The following is a 21,455-nucleotide window of genomic DNA, read 5'->3' on the forward strand; positions in this document are numbered from 1 at the left end:
CATTTCATCATTTATGAATGTTTTATTGGGAAGCGAAGCACGGAAAAATGTTCTTATACACGCGAACGTTCTTGTGAAGTTCTGTCTGACAAAATCATTAACCGCCAAAGGCGGTGAACCAAAAATATACGGATGAAAAAATTAATGCTACTAACGGTTTTTACGGTCATTCTTTTGGCCGTGCGCGCACAGCGCGAAAAGTTTAACGAGGATTGGTTGTTCAGGGTTGACAACGCGAATAACTGGGACGAGCAAACCATCATCAAGCGAAAACCGGTGCCGGTGACTTTACCGCACGACTGGAGTATTGAACAGCCTTTTGATAAATTCAGCCCCAGCGGCAACGGGGGCGCATCGCTACGGGGCGGGCTTGGGCTGTATGAGAAAAAATTTACCCTCAGCAACCAGGATAAAGACAAAAAGATCTTTATCGTTTTCGACGGTGTGTATATGAACAGTACTGTCATCATCAACGGGCACACGCTCGGCAACCGGCCTTCGGGATATATTTCCTTTGAATATGACATGACCCCATTTCTTAAATTCAATGGTGAAGAAAACCTGCTGACGGTCAGGGTAGAGAACAAACAACCCAATTCCCGCTGGTATAGCGGCAGCGGCATTTACAGAAACGTCTGGCTGGACAAACGGGGCACCGTTTACATAAAAAACTGGGGGACTTTTATCACTACTCCGGTGGTTAATAAGGATAGGGCCGTTGTGGATATCAAGACCCAGGTGGTTTCAACCAGCCGGCAACAAAACACCCTGCTGAAAACAACCCTGTTCGGGCCCGATGGCAGCAGACTGCAGGTGTTTACCGATACGATCGGCAGCCAGAAAGGTACGCAGCAGGTTGAGAGACAGCTAACAGTCGATAAACCACAATTATGGAGCACAACAGATCCGAAGCTCTATACAGCGGTCTCCGAAATAATGATCAATGGCGAGCTTCAGCATACCTACACCACAAAATTTGGGATCCGGACTTTTCAGTTTGATCAAAAGACTGGATTTTCACTCAATGGTGAGAAAATAAAGATCGTTGGCGCCTGCATGCATCATGACCTGGGATCCCTGGGGTCGGCTATCAACATACGGGCTATGGAACGCCAACTAATGACTTTGAAAAGTATGGGCATAAATGGTATCCGGACTTCCCACAATCCGCCTGCACCTGAATGGCTGGATCTCTGCGACAGTTTGGGATTGCTGGTGATGGACGAGGCCTTCGACGTATGGTCAGAAATAAAGACAGGCACACCCTTTAACTATAATCTCTATTTTGATGCCTGGCACGAGAAAGACTTGTCAGATCAAATCCTGAGAGATCGGAACCATCCATCCATTATCTTGTGGAGCATTGGCAATGAAATTCCCGAGCAATATGGGAAGGATGCCGACACCATTGGCAGAACGATCGCACGAAACCTCGTAAACATCATCAAGCGCTATGATCAAACCAGGCCGGTTACCGCGGCTATGAACTTCGCAAATAACGAAAATAACCTGTTTCTTTCGGGGGCGCTCGATGTTATTGGAGTAAATTATCACCATAAGCAATGGCAGGACCTTGGGACCAAACTTTTCGCCGGAAACAAACCCTTTATCCTGGCGGAAGACGTATCTGCACTCGCAACGAGGGGTGTTTATGACATGCCTTCGGATAGCATACGCCGCTGGGCAGGATTTAGGGAAACAAAGCCTGGTGGAAATAAAGATTTCACTTGCTCGGCTTACGAAAACTGCTCGGCCCCCTGGGCTTCTACCAACGAAGAAGCACTAAAGCTTTTTCTGAAATACCCCTACCTGAGCGGAATGTATTTATGGACCGGTTTCGATTACCTGGGTGAGCCTACACCATACCCGTTCCCGGCACGCAGCTCTTATTTTGGTATTGTTGACCTGGCGGGCTTTCCCAAAGATGCTTATTACTTATACAAAAGTATTTTTACAAAAGATAATGTTTTGCATATCCTGCCGCATTGGAACTGGACAAAAGGTCAAAAGATAGATGTGCATGTTTATTTTAATAATGCGGATCAGGTGGAGTTGTTCCTGAACGGGAAGTCACTCGGTAAAAAATCAAAGGTCGGGGATGATCTTTTTATCCGGTTTAACGGCATCACTTACCAACCCGGCACGTTGAAAGCTGTATCTACACGGAAAGGAAGGAAAGTGATGGAGTCGGTAGTCAGAACTGCCGGTGAGGCATACCAGGTCGTCGCTGAGGTAGATAGAAAACAGATTAAGGCTGACGGGGAGGACCTCTGTTTTGTGAAGGTCTCGATTCTGGATAGGCAGGGCAACCTGGTGCCGCGCGCTAATAACAAACTAGACTTTGAAATTTCAGGGGCTGGGGCCATTGCTGCCTTAGACAACGGTTACCAGGCCGATCTGGAGCCATTTTCCAATAAGAAATACAGAAATGCATACAACGGTTTGGCATTGGGTATCGTGCGACCGATGAAAGAAAAAGGTGAAATCATGCTCCGGGTCAATGCTGATGGATTGAAGGGGACGACTGTAAAGATTAATGCGGAGTAAAGAAAATTAAACGGAACAAAGAAATTGAATGTTATGACGGTGAAAGCTAATGGAAAATTATTGATTATTGTATTGTGTTTATTTATTATTTTTCCTATTATTCTCCATGGGCAGAGCCTGGCAAAACTCAATGAATTCGACAGGATATTCACAACTTACCCATTCTCAGATCCCAATCCAGTTCCGTCGTTCGCGAAAATCTACCCTTATTTCAGATTCGATGGGTTTGCGACAAAAGCCATCAATCGAAATTGGAAAGTAGTGCATCTTGAAAATGACTATATTAGTGTAGAGATCATGCCGGAAATTGGCGGTAAGGTCTGGTCAGCCTACGACAAAATCCATAAAAAGTATTTCATATATTATAATCAGGCGGTTAAGTTCAGGGACGTAGCAATGCGCGGTCCATGGACAAGCGGTGGGATTGAATTCAATTACGGTATCATAGGCCACACGCCAAATACAGCTACGCCTGTTGACTATATCACACGCACAAACGGTGATGGTAGCGTAAGCTGTATTATCGGTACCCTTGATTTGTTAACCCGGACAAGATGGAGCGTGGAGATCCGGCTGGAGAAGGACAAGTCGTATTTCACAACCCGGTCGTTTTGGTATAACGCAACCGACCTGGAGCAGCCATATTACCAATGGACGAACGCAGCGGTTTACGCGCACAAGGATCTTCAACTGATCTATCCGGGAGACGTTGCCTTAAGCCACAACGGGACGGTGCTGCCCTGGCCTTACGATTCCGCAGCAAAAAAGCAGGTATCCGACTGGCGGGAGAACGACTATGGCGGATCTAAATCATTCCATATTTATGGAAGCGGGAAATCTTACTTTGGCGCCTACTGGAAGGATCAGGATTTTGGGATGATGCATTACGTGACCAGAGATGATAAACCCGGCAGAAAAATGTTTACGTGGGCTTTGAGTGATCAGGGCGATATTTGGAAAGACCTGCTGACGGACAAAGACGGGCAGTACGTGGAAATGCAGAGTGGCAGACTGTTCAACCAGAATTCTGTCCAGAGCAGCTTGACACCCTTTAAACAAATTCGTTTTAGTCCTAAGGGTAGCGATACCTGGATCGAGTACTGGAGTCCGTTCAGCGGGACCGGCGGCGTGACCGATGCTAACGAGACCGGCATTATTTCATTTAAAAACGATGAGCTTAGCATTTCATCAAATTTGTTTATTAGAGATACGTTGTATTTGCAGGATTCGCTTGGAAATATAATCTTCCGGAGGATTGTACAGTTAAAACCACTACAGACTATCTCTCTGAAACTGAATCTAAACGCCGGATTAATGCGGGGCGCAACAATAAGTTTGGCCGATGCCCGATGGACTCTGGGGAAAGAGTCATTGAGTCGCCCTGATGAAAGTCCAGCAAATTTTGACTGGAGCTCAGTACAGGGATTATTTATTTACGCGAGGGATCTTGCCGGACTCAGGAACTATCCGGAGTCAGAAATCTATCTGCGAAAATGTCTGGAGAGAGATCATTATTTTGTTCCTGCATTATCATTGCTGTCGCAATTGCAATATGAAAAAATGAACTACGACTCTGCGTTTCATTTTGCGCGTTTGGCCCTTAGCGTTGATACCTATGACCCGCAAGCCAATTATTACTATGCACTGGCTGCATTCAAACTGGAAAAAAAATCCGATGCGTTGGATGGTATGGAGATTGCTGCTTTATCCACGTCCTTCCGATCGGCAGCTTATACGGGAATCAGCAGAATTTATCTACGTGATAATAATTTGCAGAAAGCGTTTGACTATGCAAAAAAGTCGATGGTTAATAACACTGCTAATATGGAAGGCTTGCAACTTCAATTTCTGGTAAACCGCCTGCGCGGAAAGGGCAATCGGGAGCTGGAAAATGAAATCAGATACCTTGAGCCACTCAATGCGTTCCTCTCCTTTGAACGATACTTCAAAGAAGATCACAAAGGAAAATTAGGTTCTTCTATACCCGTATTCAGGAATGAATTTCCGGAACAAACATTTCTGGAGATGGCTATTTGGTATGCAGGCCTGGGCAGAACGGAAGATGCAAAATCAGTTCTAAAACTGGCGCCTGAGCATCCTATGAAATATTACTGGCTTGCATGGTTGAGCGGGAACAGCCAGGACGAGCAGGTCTATATGCATCGAGCCATTGCTATGCCGGCAGATTTTGTATTTCCGTTCCGGGGAGAATCCAAGCCTGTTCTTGAATGGGCTTGTTCCAAAAGCGGAGACTGGAAATCTGTATATTATTTGTCTTTACTACATCTTTCTAAAAATAACAGGAGTCAGGCGGAACATTTACTGGAAGCCATCAAAGAGGAAACCGGTTTTGCGCCGTTTTACCTTACCCGGGCATCTTTGCATTCGGATTCAGCTATCGTATTGGCTGATTTGAAACGGGCAGAGAAAGTTGGCAACCATGACTGGCGGTATGCATATGCACTTGCCGAATTTTATCTGAATCATTATAATTACGCAGAAGCCCGCAGGACCATTGAACCCTATTATGTTCAGTATCCCGAACACTACATACCGGCCATGTTATACGTAAAAACGTTATTGAGACTTGATGATAATAGAAAAGCTGATAGTGTTCTATCCAGACTTACAATTCTCCCGTTTGAGGGCGCCGGGGAAGGAAGGAGGCTTTACCAGGAAACGAAACTGAGAATGGCTTTGGCCAGCCTGAAAGATGGCGAAAATGAATCTGCCTTGAAATATGTGGAAGAATCCAGGAAATGGCCGCATAGCATGGGTGCCGGGAAGCCTTATGATGACCTGGTTGATGAGAGGGCGGAGGATTACCTGCAAGCGACCATACTAGAGAGGTCAGGTAAAAAAGATGCGGCAATGAATTTCTTTAATAAGATAGCTGGTTCAAATAAGGATCCGTATTCAAATAATGCGCTCCTGCAAATACTTTCTTTGATTAAACTGGGTAAGTCACAGCAAGCGGGTGAACTATGGAATAAATGGAAAGGAAATCCGGGGAACCAAAGTTTTATGCAGGCCGCGGAAAATTTCATCAGTCAGTATGAGAAGAAATCGGATCAAATCGATTACAGCCGGTTTGACCGGTTTTTAAAAATGATTTCTTCTTCAAAAGACCAACGTTTGTTTTAATTAAGTAATATGAAAAAATTTAAGTTAGTATTGATTTGGGTCCTGTTTTTAACGACGGGCAGCTATGCACAGAACCTGGAATTTCACCAGGTGGACCCCTTGTATAAAGTTTTTAAAGAAAGAACCTGGTATCCCGAATCGAGAGATACGCTGCGGGCTGCCGCCGGCGAAACCGTGTCGGTCCAATTGGTCGTAAAAGCATTGAGACCTATAAAAGGCCTTTCAGTTTTACGTGCAGATGCTACAAATGGCAGGATATCCCTTTCGGCGCGGAAAGGTTGGGTGACCTATGTACCGGTGGACAGGAGTTATTATCCTGCATCCCGGGATATTATCCGTTCGGTATCGGGCTATTTTCCTGATCCTATTGTAGATGATACCACGTTGAATCTTGCAGCAGGAGAAGTGAACCCCTTGTGGATTTCAGTTCCAGTTCCAGTAACCGCGCCAGCCGGCATTTATAAAGGAAAAGTGACGTTGACCGGATTGGTGCAGGGTAAAAAGGAGTTGTTCTCCGGAGAGTTTAATATCAAAGTATATCCTGTAACGGTTTCTGAGACTTCCCTGTGGATCACGAATTGGTCGGCACATTTCAGCCCGTTAATGCTTGAGTACCTCAACAGGGGGAAGAAGGTAGATATCTATTCGCCTCTGTACTGGGAGTTGTTGAAAGTACACGCGGACATGATGGCTTCCCATAATCAGAATATACATCGTATATATGCTGCATGGAATACGAAATTTACTTTCAAGGACGGTAAGTATGGATTTGATTTCAGCAATTTTGATAAAGAAGCGGAGATCTTCGAAAAAGCTGGAGCACTGAAGAGAATTGAGGGCGGGCACCTTGCCTGGAGATCCGGAGCCTGGGATGATCCGTTCTTTGTTGAAGTCCCGCTACCCGATGACGAAAACAGCCGGAAGCTGCGCCAGGCGCCCAATCCATCGGCCTTATTGTGCGGGATGCGTTCTGTATTGCTCCCGGTAAATGACGAACGGACAAAAAATTTCCTAAGCCAATTTTTACCGGCATTGAAGGATCATCTGGAAAAACGGGGATGGTTGCATAAATATCTTCAACATATCGCTGATGAACCAACTTCAAAGAATGCCGCCTCTTATGTAAAAATCAGCAGTTATGTAAAAAAATATCTCCCAGGCGTGAAAATAATGGATGCCGTGATGACATCCGGTGAACTCAAGGACGGAGTGGATGTCTGGGTACCCGTGCTGAGTGTTTTTCACAAAGACTATCCATTCTACGAGGGGCTCAGGAAGTCGGGCAAGGAGATCTGGTTTTATACCTGCGTGGAACCGCGGGGAAATTATGCCAATCGCTTCATTGAGCTCCCGTTGATTCAGACAAGATATCTGCACTGGATCAATTTTAAATATGGTGCCACGGGGTATTTGCACTGGGGTCTCAACTACTGGGGCAGCCCCGATCCATTGAGGGATAACGCTTCCCGTGACCGGGGTAAACTGCCCGCGGGAGATGCATGGATCGTATATCCCGGATACAAAAAACTTTATACTTCGATACGCTTTGAGACGATGAGAGACGGTATCTATGATTATGAATTGCTCAAAATGCTCGAACGGAAAGACTCTGTCAAATCAAAGCAAATCATAAATGATCTGATCCGCAATTTTGATGACTATGACAACAGCGTATTATATTTCCGGAAAATCCGCAAGGAAATTCTTGAGCTTCTAAGCCGTTAAACTGAAAGAGATAACTCCGGACTAAACTTTGCATCATTGAATCAACAGCGATAGTAGAGGTCAAGGTTTATTATCGGAGAAGCTGCGAAAAAAAGAGCATAAAGTTTTTCGGGCAGATTTGCAATTATGCAGGATTTCCTAATTTTAGGGAAGATGGCACTACAAAAAAGGATATCCGGCAAAAAAGCAATCGATAACACGGGGCTAAACACCTCCACAGAGGCTAAATACGCGAGGTTTGTAAATAAAGACGGGACGGCCAATATTGTAACCAGGGGGACCGCTTTTTTCAACAAATTCGGAGTCTATAACTTCTTGATCAATCTTTCGAGTTGGAAGTTTGCCGTGTTGATCCTGGCATTTTACACGCTGATAAACCTACTGTTTGCGGTCATTTATTATTTATTTTGCCTTCCATATTTACGGGGTATCGAAATCGGCAGTCCGATTGAGACCTTTGAAGAGGTTTATTTTTTCAGCTCCCAGACCTTGACCACGGTCGGTTATGGCCGGATCAGCCCCTCGGGATTTTTTACCAACACCATTGCTTCATTTGAAGCACTTACCGGTATCCTCACCCTGGCCATCATCACAGGCCTGCTCTATGGCCGGTTTGGCAGGCCCAAGGCCTATATTCGCTTCAGTACACACGCACTCATTGCTCCATTCAGGCAGGGAAAGGCCATGATGTTTCGGGTTGCGCCCATTAAGAATGCGACGCTGAGCGAGGTAAACATCAAAATGGCTGCGAGTATGATGGTAGAGGAAAACGGAAAGATGATCAATAAGTATTTTGACCTGCCCCTTCAGTTTGATACCATCAACACCTTATATATTTCCTGGACCGTAGTACATCCGATTGATGAAAATAGTCCGATCAATAACCTGACCTCAAGCGATCTGAGAGATGCCGATTTTGAATTGGTCATCTACCTGAAAGCATTTGATGAGGATTATTCAAGTACAGTCATCGCAAGGACCAGCTATACCTGGGATGAAATTGTTAATGGTGCAAAGTTTGTCCCGGTGTTTTTTGATTCCCCTGAAGGCAAGGGCACCATTGTTGATTTACGAAAGTTGAATCAGTTTGTTCCTTTCGAATCAGTAAAGATCTGAAGCAGTAGACTAAATATAATTTTTAGGACTATATTTTGATTTCGAAAAGATCTCTCTTTTGTTATCTCCCTTTTAATGCAGACAAATACCGGTCCAGGTAAGCTTCTTTCTCTTTGCTTTTGTATTGCTGGATATACCTGGGATGATCCAGGATGACAATATTCTCAAAAAATTTTTTCTTCTTGTTCACCTTAAGGATAAACTCCGCATTTTTTTTGCCCAGCACATAGACTTCAGAAGTGTCCAGACCCAGAGAAATATGTTTGTTCAGCGAATCGATCATAAAAGATTCCGTCATGGCCATCAGCTCACGATCATCGTAATAGTTGGCGTTTACCCATTTCCCGTCTCCGTTCTGGCGGATGATGGCTAGCGGAAAAGGTGAGTTGATATAAAAGCGGCCAAAGAATTTCCTGACGCCGCCAAATCTTTCAATCACTTCATAAACAAAAACAGATGAGGGCTCATGGGAATAGGCGCTGCTCATTTTTATCCCGCAAACTGCATCCAGTCGCTTTGTATCGGTAAAAGGAACACCGGTTAGCCCTGCGCCCCAACGACCGGGATTAATACCGATGATAAAACGACGCTTTTTCTCGTCATTGTAAAACTTTTTATAAAACTGCTGCATGACCTGCATGGTCTCCGGATTGCTGCGAAACGGATTAAGCACATCGAAACCGGCAGGCAGACTACCCTCATAATGCAAGTTCTGATTGAACGTTATAACTCTATCTGAAAAACTCATGGTAATAAGGTCATAACAAAAAATCCGCTTCCTGGTTCATAAACGACTCCCGAAATCATTGGATCAGCAGGTTAAAACTTCCCCTAAGCATCGATCCAGCCTGGAAAAGGGCTTTTCGTCTGCGGTAGAATTTTGGCGGCGGCTCGGTAGTGGGTGTTCAGGTATTTCTAATAAAATGTGATAAATCTTGAAATTTTCGTAAAGAAATCACTTTGGTTTGAATCGATTTGACTGAATTCCCTAAATTAGCAAAATATTGCCAATAGCAAAACAAGATTCCGGCCAGTATAAAGATTTTTAAATAACAAAAGCCATAGACACGGATGCCCAAAAGTTTCAGGACCCAGGCAGCGCATGACGAGTACGTTGCCCGGCGCAAGAAGAATAGTACAATCTGGAGTGTGATCACTGCATCTTCTCTGGGAACCTTAATTGAGTGGTATGATTTTTATATTTTTGGGAGCCTCGCCGCTGTACTGGCTACTAAATTTTTCCCTTCTGAAAATCCTACTGCTGCTTTTTTATCAACGCTAGCCACCTTCGCAGCCGGGTTTGTTGTCCGACCGTTCGGGGCTCTATTTTTTGGTAGGCTGGGAGATATGATTGGCCGTAAATATACATTTCTAGTTACCCTGCTGATCATGGGCGGATCTACTTTTCTTATCGGTTGCGTACCCGGCTATCAGACAATCGGCTATGCAGCTCCCATATTAGTCCTGTTGTTGCGGCTGCTTCAGGGACTGGCTTTGGGTGGTGAATACGGCGGCGCCGCTACTTATGTCGCTGAGTACGCGGAGCCGGGACGGCGTGGATTCTGGACATCGTGGATTCAAACGACCGCTACCGCCGGTTTGTTTGTGTCTCTGATCGTGATCTTAGTGACCAAATCGTCACTCACGCCCGAAGAATTTGACAAATGGGGCTGGCGAGTGCCGTTCTGGATATCGATCCTGATGGTGGGTGTATCCTATGTGATTCGGAAAAATATGAAAGAATCGCCCTTATTTGCCAAAGCAAAGAAGGAAGGAAAAACCTCTTCAAATCCACTCAAGGAGAGTTTCGGGAACAGGTACAACCTGAAATACGTGCTGCTTGCGCTTTTTGGAGCGGTTATGGGTCAGGGCGTTATTTGGTACACCGGGCAGTTCTATGCCATCAGCTTTATGCAAAAGGTGATGCAGGTTGACAGTGCACAGGTTGATGCGCTAATGGCAATAGCCCTTTTTGTTGCTACCCCTGGCTTCGTGCTATTTGGCTGGCTTTCGGATAAATGGGGCCGGAAAAGTATCATGCTAGCCGGTATGCTTTTGGCAGTACTTGCTTACCGGCCGATCTATGACCAGATGTTTCAATTGTCGAACCTCTCCGAAAAGCAGGTGGCTGCCAATGGGATAGAGGAGAAGCGGAACGGATTTGAAAACGAGGAAATTCGGGGCGACAGCACCATTACTTTTTCCAGGATCCTGACTTTTACCGATGGAACGGTTAGCCGGACCGACAGCGTGGTTCACAGGAGTCTGCAGCCACAAATGGCTAGCCCGCCCGCGGTGGTTTCTAAAAAAATTATCCTCAATAGTCCGGATAAATGGACCCTGGCTTTCCTGGTATTTATCCAGGTATTATTTGTGACGATGGTGTATGGCCCCATCGCAGCATTCCTGGTGGAAATGTTCCCGGTCAGGATACGCTATACATCGATGTCGCTTCCTTATCATGTTGGTAATGGCATTTTTGGAGGGTTACTCCCGGCCGTGGCCACCTATCTGGTAACCAATGGGAAGGCAAGCGGCCATAGTCACTGGTACCTCGAAGGACTTTGGTATCCAATTGTGGTGGCGTCGGTATGTTTTATTATCGGACTGATTTACCTCGATGGAAAAAACAGGGAACCGAGGGAGCTCTGAATGGTCTCTGGCAGTTAGCTTAAAAAAAATAAATTAAAAATTCTAAATATTGATTATGGATATCATTAAGAAATTCTTAGGTGCGATCTGGCTATTGCTATCAGTCGTTACCGCCTATTTCTGCATTTTTGTTTTTGGCGTACCCAAGCTGTTAACGGGCAAACAGGAAGACCTGGTGTTTGGTCTCATCATCCTGGTTATACTTACGCCCATTATCGTGGGTGGCCTTGCGATGTTCGGATACTTTGCCGTGAAAGGTGAATACAGCAGTCATCATAAATAGCAAATATCTACTGACTGACAGATCAGTGTAGATGCGCATTTTGAAGAAATTTTTTATTAACAGGAGTAATAGATTGTTTTGTTTTATATTTATCCCTCCTGAAGTTATTGCAAATCAAATTAACCCTTAAAGTAGTGATCAAATGAAGAACTATGTGATCGAGTCGCTTCCTGACTATTTCAAACAGTATAAAAAGTCGATCAAAAACCCAAAGAAATTCTGGGATAAGGTGGCGGATGAGAATTTTGTCTGGTATCAGCGCTGGGAGAAAGTGGTGAACTATGATATGCGCGAGGCTAAAATTGAATGGTTCGTTAATGCCAAAATGAATATCACCAAAAATTGTATTGACAGGCATCTTGCGCCCAGAGGAACCAAGCCCGCAATTATTTGGGAGCCGAATGATCCGAACGAAGAAGCCCAGACCATTACTTACCAGGAATTGTATGACAGGGTTGGAAAAATGTCTAACGTCCTGCGCGACCAGGGCGTGAAGAAAGGCGACCGGGTTACTATTTATCTGCCGATGATTCCTGAACTGCCCGTTGTCATGCTGGCTTGTGCCCGTATCGGCGCTATCCATTCCGTGGTGTTTGCAGGTTTTTCATCGAATGCACTGTCCACCCGGATTAACGACAGCGAAAGCAAGGTTGTGATCACTGCAGATGGCAGTTACCGCGGTAATAAAGTGCTGGAACTAAAAGCGATTGTGGATGAGGCGCTGAATAAATGCCCTGTAGTCGAAAAGGTGCTGGTAGTAAAGCGTACCCATAGCGATATAAAAATGAAAGAAGGCCGGGACATCTGGTTGCAACCGTTACTGAACAACGCACCAGTTGATAATATCCCCACTATTATGGATGCGGAAGATCCTTTATTTATCCTATATACATCAGGTTCCACGGGTAAACCAAAAGGGATGCTCCATACCTGCGCGGGATACATGGTATTTACTGCATATACGTTCAAAAACGTTTTTAACTACCAGGAAAATGATATTTATTGGTGCACGGCTGATATTGGCTGGATCACCGGTCATTCCTATATCCTGTACGGACCGCTGGCAAACGGCGCTACAACCCTGATGTTCGAGGGGATACCTACTTATCCGGAACCTGACCGCTTTTGGCAGGTCATCGAAAAGCATAAAGTCTCGCAGTTTTATACGGCACCCACTGCCATCAGGGCACTCGCAAAAGAAAGTACATCCTGGGTGGAGAAGCACGATCTCTCTTCACTGCGCGTGATCGGGTCTGTTGGCGAACCGATTAATGAAGAGGCCTGGCACTGGTATAATGATCAGGTGGGTAAAAAGAAATGCCCTGTCGTTGATACCTGGTGGCAAACCGAAACGGGAGGCATTATGATATCTCCGCTTCCGTTTGTAACGCCTACTAAACCCACTTATGCCACCTTGCCACTGCCCGGTATTCAACCGGTCTTGATGGATGAAAAGCGAAATGAGATCACTGCTAATCAGGTTGATGGCAATCTTTGTATCCGTTTTCCGTGGCCTGGTATCGCGAGAAGTATCTGGGGCGATCATCAACGCTATAAGGATACCTATTTCAGTTCATTCCCGGGCAAGTATTTTACGGGAGACGGAGCCTTACGCGACGAAGTGGGCTATTACCGGATCACCGGCAGGGTGGATGATATCATCATTGTGTCCGGGCACAACCTGGGGACAGCTCCTATTGAGGATACCATCAATGAGCACCCGGCAGTTGCGGAAAGCGCCATTGTAGGATATCCGCATGATATTAAGGGAAATGCGCTGTACGGCTTCGTGATCCTGAAGGAAAGAGGGGAGACGCGGGACAGGGAGAACCTCCGAAAAGAAATAAATCAACTGATTACCGACCAGATCGGGCCGATCGCCAAATTGGAAAAGATCCAGTTTGTACCGGGATTGCCCAAGACACGCAGTGGCAAGATCATGCGGCGGATACTCAGGAAAATCGCGGAAGGCAATTTTACTGATTTTGGTGATACCACTACATTGCTCGATCCGGAAGTGGTGGAAGAAATTAAGAATAACAGGATTCCGTAGTTAATCCGGGAGGTTGGAAGACTTGTTACCCTTCAGGAAATCCTTGAGTCCATGGCCCATGATCTCCTTCCATCCAGCCTCGAAATTTTGCGGGGTGAAAGCAGGCCCCAGATCTGCAAAGGCTTCCAACCCCTCATGGGTGAGCCTGACCTGGGTATTGTCACCATCAGGCGATAATTTCCAGGTAACCATTGTGATCCCATCCCCAAGTTCGGGATAAGTCCAGGTATGCTGCAGTTTTTGCAGGGGAATGATTTCTTTGATGGTACACTGGTGATGGAATTGCCGGGCGTCGCCAGGTTCATAGAAGTTGAAAACAGCGCCAACGCGAAGTTCAAAATCAGGGATATCGAAATACCATTTTTTTATTGTGTCTTTATCAGTTAACGCCTGCCATACTTTTTCGACAGGTACATGGTAAAGTTCTTCTCGTACATAGTTCTCCGGGTGCATATACTATCATTTAAAAATTAAAGTCGTTCACATGCCGGGTCCAGTTTAGTTTCTAATTTCCAGGCTGGGATTCAAGACCTATTTCCCTGGCCTTCGCGATCAGAAATGTTTTTGAATCTTCGTAAGTGTTTGGAATATCTCCATCCAGGATCGCGTCTTTCAGTGCTTCTTTCAAAAGACCAACGGGTCGGGAAGGTTTCAGGTTAAACATCTCCATAATTTGCACGCCATCGATCGGTGGTTGCCAGTTCCGGATATGATCTTTCTCTTCCACTTCGCGGCAACGCTCCCTGACGAGCTGGAAGTTCTCAAGATAACGCTTAACCCTTTGTCTGTTCTTGCTGGTAATATCCGCCTCACAAAGCATCATCAGTGCTTCAAAATCTTCACCGGCATCAAACAGTAAACGGCGAATAGCAGAATCCGTAATGTTTTCTTTGGTCAGACTGATAGGGCGGAGGTGCAGCTCCACCAGCTTTTTGACCTGCCGCATTTTTTCGTTTTGCGGCAACCGAAGCCTGGCAAATATACCCGGGACCATCTTTCCACCCACTACTTCATGACCGTGAAATGTCCATCCGTGCCCCTTTTCAAATTTCTTGGTCGCGGGTTTCCCGATGTCATGGAGAATGGCCGCCCATCGGATCCAGAGGTCATCGGTGTTCATTGAAATATTATCCAGCACTTGCAGGGTATGGTAGAAATTATCTTTGTGACCCAACCCGTCGATATACACTGCTCCCGCCAGCGCTGCCATTTTGGGGAATATGATTTTCAGTACGCCGGTCTTAAACAGCAGGTCAAAGCCGATAGATGGTTTTTCTGCCAGGATAATTTTATTCAGTTCATCAGTGATCCTTTCCTGTGAGATGATTTGAATCCGCTCCGCGTTTCGACTGATCGATTGCAGGGTCTCGTCGGCGATCGTAAAACCCAATTGTGTCGCAAAGCGGATGGCGCGCATCATACGCAACGGATCGTCACTGAAGGTTTGGTCGGGTTCCAGCGGCGTAATGATAAGCTTTTCTTCGAGATGCCGGAGACCGTCAAACGGATCGTTCAGCTTACCGAAATCTTTTTTATTCAGGCTGATTGCCATTGCGTTGATTGTGAAGTCCCTCCGTTTCTGATCGTCTTCAAGGCTCCCTGGCTCAACCTGGGGTTTACGACTGTCCTGTTGGTAACTTTCCTTCCTCGCCCCCACGAATTCGAGGTCAAAACCGGCCGTATGTAAATGCGCAGTACCGAAATTTTTGAAATAATTGACAGCAGGCACCGGATTCATTTTTTCTGCCACCGCTTTGGCGAGGCGGATCCCGTCGGCGTCACAAACGATATCGGCATCCCTGGTGGGCCGGTTCAATATTTTATCGCGCACAAATCCGCCAATCAGATAACATTCCATGCCGAGGCTTTCAGCGGCATCCGTCACTGTTTCCAACAATTTTTTCTCGACTGGGGTCAATTCAATTTCCATCAGCCGTCAAAGATAAATATTTTGTCCGGGGCTGGAGATTCAGGGCCGGATAATGATGATCTCTCCGTTTTTCCATCGGATGATGGGCGAGGACTTATGCGGCGTTTCATCGTCCTGTCGGTACGAAACAACATAATCAACCCCCAACCTGATCTGATCGCTTACCGACTTAAAATTGGCCGGCGTGGCCGCACCGGAAATATTGGCGGAGGTGGATACGATTGGTTTCCCAAAGCGTTTCAGTAGACTCCTGCAGAATGTATCCCTGCAGATTCTGATCGCAATGCTTCCGTCCTGTGCCGTCAGGTTCTCGGCAAAACCGATCCCCTGGTCATAAATAACGGTGGTGGGTTTTTGTACAGTTGACAGGTAGTCGAACAGGCTCAAATCGGCTTCGGAGGTGTACTTCATGATTTCCAGCTCGTCGGCAACTAATACAATGAGCGCCTTGCTGTCGGCCCGTTCTTTAAGGGTATACACTTTTTCAACAGCATCCGTACGCGTTGCATCACAGCCTAATCCCCATACGGTGTCTGTGGGGTACAGGATAACCCCACCCCTGTTGAGGATATTAATACAATGCCTTATGTCTTCTTCAAAAATGTTCATAGCGTTGTTTTAAACAAAAAATGGCAGACGCCCTCCGTAACTCACGCCCCTGCGACTGTTTCATACATCTTCATCACTGCACCGACGTAGGTCTCAGGCAGAAATTTTTTTACCTGTTCAAAGCCAAGTTGTGTCATGTGTTCCGCCAGTACCGGGTCGCCAACTATTTTCCGGAACCCCTCCGCCATTTCAGATGGATTTTCAGGATTCACATAAAACGCCGCCTTGCCGCCCACCTCAGGCAGGCAGGAGCTGTTGGAAGTGATTACGGGGGCGCCACCCGCCATGGCTTCCACGATTGGAATACCGAATCCTTCGTAAAAGGAAGGGTAGATCATGGCAGTGGCCATTTGGTAAATGGCAGGGAAATCCTCCCGGAGTACAACCGGTGAATGCCCAGCCCCGGAGAGGCTTTCGGAGAGAAATAAGATACTGTTTTCCATTTGGTTTTCCCCGATAAATTGCTTAACTTTATCTTTATACCTTTTGCCGTCTCCCACCACCACCAGGGGGATATTAATTTCACCCTGTATCATCTTCATCGCCCGGCAAATATTGAGGAGGTTCTTTCTCTCAATGATGCTCCCCACATGCAGAAAATAGGCAGGCGGAAGCTGATACTTTTCGCGGATATTTTCTTTCTCAGCCCGGCTTTGCAGCTTTGAAAAAACAGGGTCGAAACTTTGATAGATCACTTCAATTCTTTCGGGGTCAACCCCATACTTTTCAATAATATGTTTTTTAGTTTCCTGGCTGATAGCCATGATCCGGGTTGCATTTTTGCAGGCATATCTCGATTTGCTTCTGTATATTTTCACATCCAGCGGTTTATATTGCTCTGGATAAATCTCTGGAAATAAATCGTGCATGGTCACGATGGATGGAATACCCGTTGCAGGCATCCCCCGGGGTATCTCATGGCTTAAACCATGGTACAGGTCCAGTCCGAGTTTTTTAATGTCTCGGGTCGAGCATTTGCTGCGCCAGAGGCTGCTCAGCATGCCGGTTAAATACGGGGGCGGCAGTATTTCAGAAAGGGATGCGCCGGATGCGTTGAAAAGATTACCCGGTTTGGGATTGAACAGATAATACTGGTTATCCGGATAGTTATCTACGAGCAACTGGATGAGCACCCGGCTGAAAACGCCCAGCCCGGTGTGATTATGGAATGCTCTCTTTGCATCAAACCCGATCTTCATCCGGCAAAGATATAGGGGTTTGAGGCTGGATCGCTAACAGGTATTCTGTGGATCTGTTTTTCTAACATGGCCGGAAAGCGTCGGTTATGCTGGATCCCGATGAGCAATTTCTATTATCTTTGAGGCCTTTAAAAATTAAATATGAAGGAACTGATTGAAGCGGCCTGGGCTGACAGAGATTTATTGAAAGATAAAAAATACGGCGATGCCGTTCATGAAGTTATTGCCGCACTGGATCACGGGAAACTTAGGGTGGCGGAGAAAAACGGTAATAAATGGATCGTTAATGAATGGGTGAAGCAGGCCATTCTGATGTATTTTGCTATCCAGCCGATGAAGACCTGGGACCTAGATCCGTTTGAATTTTACGATAAGATGTTGTTGAAAAAGAACTACCAGGAACAAGGCGTCAGGGCTGTGCCTCACGCGGTGGCCCGTTATGGGTCTTTTCTTGGGAGGAATGTTGTGCTGATGCCGTCTTATGTGAATATCGGCGCCTACGTAGATGAGGGGACCATGGTGGATACCTGGGCCACAGTGGGAAGTTGCGCGCAAATCGGCAAGGGTGTGCACCTGAGCGGAGGCGTAGGTATTGGAGGGGTTCTGGAACCCCTGCAGGCCAGTCCGGTGATTATTGAAGATGGATGTTTTCTGGGAAGCCGTTCTATCGTTGTCGAGGGAGTGATCGTTGAAAAAGAAGCTGTACTTGGGGCCAATGTCGTATTGACGAAAAGTACCCGCATTATCGATGTGAGTGGTTCAGTTCCCATCGAAAGCAAGGGCAGGGTGCCGGCCCGGAGCGTAGTGATACCGGGAACCTATGCGAAAAAATTTCCGGCCGGTGAATTTCACGTGACCTGCGCACTGATCATCGGTAAGAGAAAAGCCAGTACCGACCTCAAAACAAGTCTGAACGATGCACTCCGCGCATTTAATGTAAGCGTCTGATCTTCAGCCTTAGACGGTGCGGTGGGGCTGGGACCGAAGGTCAGCGCGCATTTTGAAGTCCGTGGGTTGCAGGAATTTGTATTAATATATTATTGAATACATTTAGATTGATGCTTTACAGATAAAGCCAGTTTTAAAAACGCCATGTCATTTTCCGCGATCGTTTATAAATCAACCGGTAGCTGGTATACCGTAAAAGATGCAAAAGGGGTGTTTTATAATGCCCGTATCAAAGGCGTTTTCAAAATAGACGAAATCACCAGTACCAATCCAGTTGCAGTTGGTGACGAAGTAATGGTGGAACTGGAGGACGAAAAAGGATCTACTGCCATTATCACGGAGATTTTACCCCGCCGGAATTATATCAACCGTCAATCCCCCCGTTTAAAACATCAGCAGCACATCATTGCAGCAAATCTGGATCAATCGGTACTTGTTGCCACTCCCCGGGAGCCGCGTACTTCAACGGGGTTTATCGACAGGTTCCTGGTCGTGTGTGAAATGTATCATGTGCCGGCAATACTGGTGTTTAATAAAACGGATCTGTACGGAAAAAAAGAGTGGCAGAAACTGGAAGCTACCAGGAAAATTTATGAAACGATAGGTTACGGGACCCTCACGACCAGCGTTATTCGGGATGAAGGTCTGGCGGAACTCTCCGACCGCCTGGCTGGCAAAACCACCTTGTTCAGCGGCCATAGCGGCGTTGGGAAATCGTCCCTTTTAAATAAACTGATTCCCGGCCTTGAGCTCAAGACCCAGGAGCTTAGCGGCTGGAGCGGAAAGGGTCAGCACACGACAACATTTGCCACGATGTATGACCTCTCAGCGGGAGGCCGGATCATCGATACACCGGGCATACGCGAGCTTGCCATCACGTCGCTCGAGAAAGAAGAACTTTCGCATTATTTCCCGGAGATGCGCGAGCGCCTGCAGGACTGCCAGTATAACAACTGTGTACACGTGAATGAACCAAACTGTGCGGTCAAGAAGGCGGTGGAAAATGGTGATATATCGGAAGAACGATATATAAATTATCTGAATATTTTGAATAGTCTGGGTGAAGGTCTGCCCAGATACGGATAATTTTAGAACCTCAGCACCGGCTCAGGGAAGTGCCTGTGATGGGGCGGCAAATTAAATCAGCGATCATGGAATTTGGCATCATTACGGTACCGGCAGCACCGGTAAGGAAGAAGCCCGATCACCGGCAGGAAATGGTGAATCAATTGCTTTTTGGCGAAGCTTTTGAAATAATTGAAAGCCGTCAAAAGTCCTGGTATAGGGTCAAAAGCCTCTACGACGGTTATTCGGGCTGGATCACCCATCATCTTTTTACGTCAGTGAATAAGTTAGAAGCTCAGTCATCCAACGGGTTGTTTGCTGGGGATTACCTGAACAGGATACTGCTGAATGATGTACCTGCTTATATCCCGATGGGTTCTTTTCTACCTGGTTTTGACGGTACCTGGGGTAAGGCGGGAGATTCCAAATATCAATTTCAGGGAGACGTCGTGAATCCTGCCGAAAGCACCGCTCCAAAATCAAACATGGTTGAGTCGATGGCCATTAGCTGGCTGAATGCGCCTTATTTGTGGGGAGGTAGAACGATTCTTGGTGTCGATTGCAGCGGCTTTGCCCAGACTGTTTTTAAAATGGCCGGAGTGCCACTGCCCCGGGATGCCTGGCAACAGGCCCTTCAGGGAACCGCGGTAAAGAAATTAGCCCTTTCTCAAAAAGGTGACCTGGCTTTTTTTGATGATAAAGATGAAATCGTTCATGTGGGAATATTGCTGGGCACCGACCGGATCATTCACGCATCAGGAAAAGTCAGAATTGATCTACTGGATAAGGAAGGTATCACTAACGCTGAAACCGGCAAGAGAACGCACAAGCTGAATTCCATCAGGAGGTTTTGGTAGAAGGGAGGGTCAGTCTGAATTCCCATAAATACTTTGTTTCGAAAAACCGAACGGCACCGCATAATTGTCGACAACCCTCAACCTGATCAATAGGGTTAGCACCAGTTGCTTTGACTGCGACAGGGTTTGCCAACTCAGCGAGGCGGGGCTCACCAGGGCGAGTTTATTATAATAGGTACGGACTTCGCCATCCTGCACATTTTTCACGCCACGCAAGCTACTCGCTTCCACGTCGGGCAGGTCTCGCTTCAGTTTTCTGGCGAGTGTATTATATTCTTTTTCCAGTGCTTTCCTGATGGCAGGATTATCCTGACAATACACGATAATCTGGTAGTTGTAGAAAGTCAGATATTGAGGCTGATTCTTTCTGTCTTTCATAGAAAACTCATCTTCCGCGAAAAGGATCTCAACCTTTGTTGCCGGAAAATTAAAAGGGTTAAACACTTTGTACTCGCCGGTCAGGATGTACATGGTGCTGTCTGTTTTCAGGGTCTCCTTCTTATTCAGCAGATCAGGATCGGTGCGCAAGGTCTCCAGAAACGCCGGGAAGGGTCCTCCGATCGGATTGACCCTGAATTGTGATTTCAGAATCCTGGAAAGTTGAAACTGCCCGAAAACGATAGAACAGGCCAATAAACTGCCAGTTAATAACAGGATATTTTTGAAGTTTCCGGGCACGTTGTAACTGATTAAGTGTTGATGCTATCGCTGAAAATTTTCCTTGTACAGGTCGATCGCTTCCGTAATAACAGTAAGTGCGGTAGCCCTGTCCTGGAAAGTATCAATTTCAACTTTCTTGCTTTCGAGAACTTTATACTGTTCGAAAAAATTGCGCAACTCCAGCAGGAAGTGTTGTGGTAATTCATCGATATGATCGTAGTGATTCACGGATGGATCATCCTGGGCAACCGCAATGATCTTATCATCATATTCTCCGCTGTCGATCATCTGCATGTTACCGATCACTTTTGCGCGTACCAGGCAAAATGACCGGATAGCCTGTGAACAAAGGACCAGGATATCAAGAGGGTCATGATCATGTCCCAGCGTTTGTGGAATGAATCCATAATTGACAGGGTAGTGAAACGATGAATATATCACACGGTCGAGCTTCAGTAGTCCGGTTTGTTTGTCGATTTCATATTTTGACCTTGAACCCTCCGGGATTTCTATAATTGTATTCACTATCTCCGGTGCATTGGGACCGTAGTGTACCCCGTGCCACGGGTGATTGACTGTTATCATGTGTATTTTAGTTTTTGTCCGGAGTCGATTTTATTCATTTCGACTCGCGGAGGATATTTGAACAATAATTCACGGACAGACC

The 21,455-nt window shown here is 46.2% G+C and carries 17 protein-coding genes; 10 read left to right on the forward strand and 7 right to left on the reverse strand.

All coding sequences use genetic code 11. The annotated features are described in order from the left end of the window. Window positions 1-132 precede the first annotated feature (132 nt). The 4 genes from AC3WS5_RS05510 to AC3WS5_RS05525 all read left to right on the forward strand — a co-directional run bounded on the left by AC3WS5_RS05510 (window position 133) and on the right by AC3WS5_RS05525 (window position 8,532). Entirely contained in the window at window positions 133-2,547 is a 2,415-nt protein-coding gene (locus AC3WS5_RS05510; RefSeq protein WP_492466253.1) for a glycoside hydrolase family 2 TIM barrel-domain containing protein, read from the forward strand. 33 nt (window positions 2,548-2,580) lie between these two features. Further along, window positions 2,581-5,691 carry a DUF5107 domain-containing protein gene (locus AC3WS5_RS05515; protein ID WP_492466254.1) on the forward strand — a complete coding sequence of 1,037 codons (3,111 nt, stop codon included), beginning with the start codon at window positions 2,581-2,583 and terminating at the stop codon, window positions 5,689-5,691. Window positions 5,692-5,700: 9 nt separating this feature from the next. Continuing rightward, complete coding sequence (locus AC3WS5_RS05520) at window positions 5,701-7,416, forward strand: DUF4091 domain-containing protein (protein ID WP_492466255.1); 1,716 nt, start codon at window positions 5,701-5,703, stop codon at window positions 7,414-7,416. Window positions 7,417-7,569: 153 nt separating this feature from the next. Continuing rightward, window positions 7,570-8,532, forward strand: coding sequence for an ion channel (locus AC3WS5_RS05525; protein WP_492466256.1), 963 nt, complete (start codon window positions 7,570-7,572; stop codon window positions 8,530-8,532). 61 nt (window positions 8,533-8,593) lie between these two features. On the opposite strand, the gene AC3WS5_RS05530 is transcribed toward AC3WS5_RS05525, so the two are convergent. After that, a complete protein-coding gene (locus AC3WS5_RS05530) occupies window positions 8,594-9,280 on the reverse strand; it encodes an SMUG2 DNA glycosylase family protein (protein WP_492466257.1) in 687 nt (228 codons plus the stop codon). Window positions 9,281-9,603: 323 nt separating this feature from the next. Between AC3WS5_RS05530 and AC3WS5_RS05535 the strand changes: the two genes are divergently transcribed. The 3 genes from AC3WS5_RS05535 to acs all read left to right on the forward strand — a co-directional run bounded on the left by AC3WS5_RS05535 (window position 9,604) and on the right by acs (window position 13,520). Then, window positions 9,604-11,184, forward strand: coding sequence for an MFS transporter (locus AC3WS5_RS05535; RefSeq protein WP_492466258.1), 1,581 nt, complete (start codon window positions 9,604-9,606; stop codon window positions 11,182-11,184). A gap of 55 nt (window positions 11,185-11,239) precedes the next feature. Then, entirely contained in the window at window positions 11,240-11,467 is a 228-nt protein-coding gene (locus AC3WS5_RS05540; RefSeq protein WP_492466259.1) for a DUF6814 family protein, read from the forward strand. A gap of 142 nt (window positions 11,468-11,609) precedes the next feature. Continuing rightward, entirely contained in the window at window positions 11,610-13,520 is a 1,911-nt protein-coding gene (acs, locus tag AC3WS5_RS05545; RefSeq protein WP_492466260.1) for an acetate--CoA ligase, read from the forward strand. On the opposite strand, the gene AC3WS5_RS05550 is transcribed toward acs, so the two are convergent. Genes AC3WS5_RS05550 through AC3WS5_RS05565 form a run of 4 tightly spaced genes read right to left on the reverse strand, consistent with a single transcriptional unit; the run spans window position 13,521 to window position 17,258 of the window. Beyond that, on the reverse strand, window positions 13,521-13,973 hold the full coding sequence (locus tag AC3WS5_RS05550; RefSeq protein WP_492466261.1) for an SRPBCC family protein: 453 nt from the start codon (window positions 13,971-13,973) through the stop codon (window positions 13,521-13,523). Between the two features lie 52 nt (window positions 13,974-14,025). Beyond that, complete coding sequence (locus AC3WS5_RS05555) at window positions 14,026-15,450, reverse strand: CCA tRNA nucleotidyltransferase (RefSeq protein ID WP_492466262.1); 1,425 nt, start codon at window positions 15,448-15,450, stop codon at window positions 14,026-14,028. A gap of 39 nt (window positions 15,451-15,489) precedes the next feature. Further along, on the reverse strand, window positions 15,490-16,059 hold the full coding sequence (locus tag AC3WS5_RS05560) for an L-threonylcarbamoyladenylate synthase (RefSeq protein ID WP_492466263.1): 570 nt from the start codon (window positions 16,057-16,059) through the stop codon (window positions 15,490-15,492). Window positions 16,060-16,100: 41 nt separating this feature from the next. Further along, on the reverse strand, window positions 16,101-17,258 hold the full coding sequence (locus AC3WS5_RS05565; RefSeq protein WP_492466264.1) for a glycosyltransferase family 4 protein: 1,158 nt from the start codon (window positions 17,256-17,258) through the stop codon (window positions 16,101-16,103). A 141-nt stretch (window positions 17,259-17,399) separates the two neighbouring features. Here AC3WS5_RS05565 and AC3WS5_RS05570 point away from each other — a divergent pair, with 141 nt between their 5' ends. From AC3WS5_RS05570 to AC3WS5_RS05580, 3 genes are all read left to right on the forward strand, one after another. Then, window positions 17,400-18,206 (forward strand): 2,3,4,5-tetrahydropyridine-2,6-dicarboxylate N-succinyltransferase, encoded by an 807-nt coding sequence (locus tag AC3WS5_RS05570; RefSeq protein WP_492466265.1) that lies wholly within the window; start codon window positions 17,400-17,402, stop codon window positions 18,204-18,206. 144 nt (window positions 18,207-18,350) lie between these two features. After that, window positions 18,351-19,292, forward strand: coding sequence for a ribosome small subunit-dependent GTPase A (gene rsgA / locus AC3WS5_RS05575; protein ID WP_492466266.1), 942 nt, complete (start codon window positions 18,351-18,353; stop codon window positions 19,290-19,292). A 65-nt stretch (window positions 19,293-19,357) separates the two neighbouring features. Then, entirely contained in the window at window positions 19,358-20,128 is a 771-nt protein-coding gene (locus tag AC3WS5_RS05580) for a C40 family peptidase (protein WP_492466267.1), read from the forward strand. A 9-nt stretch (window positions 20,129-20,137) separates the two neighbouring features. Here the strand turns inward: AC3WS5_RS05580 and AC3WS5_RS05585 are convergent, their stop codons facing one another. Together AC3WS5_RS05585 and AC3WS5_RS05590 are read right to left on the reverse strand one after the other, a co-directional pair. Beyond that, on the reverse strand, window positions 20,138-20,806 hold the full coding sequence (locus AC3WS5_RS05585; RefSeq protein WP_492466268.1) for a hypothetical protein: 669 nt from the start codon (window positions 20,804-20,806) through the stop codon (window positions 20,138-20,140). Between the two features lie 24 nt (window positions 20,807-20,830). After that, window positions 20,831-21,373, reverse strand: coding sequence for an inorganic diphosphatase (locus tag AC3WS5_RS05590; RefSeq protein WP_492466269.1), 543 nt, complete (start codon window positions 21,371-21,373; stop codon window positions 20,831-20,833). Between the last annotated feature and the right edge of the window lie 82 nt (window positions 21,374-21,455).

The organism is Niabella sp. CPT15-335-S11 (assembly GCF_058792415.1).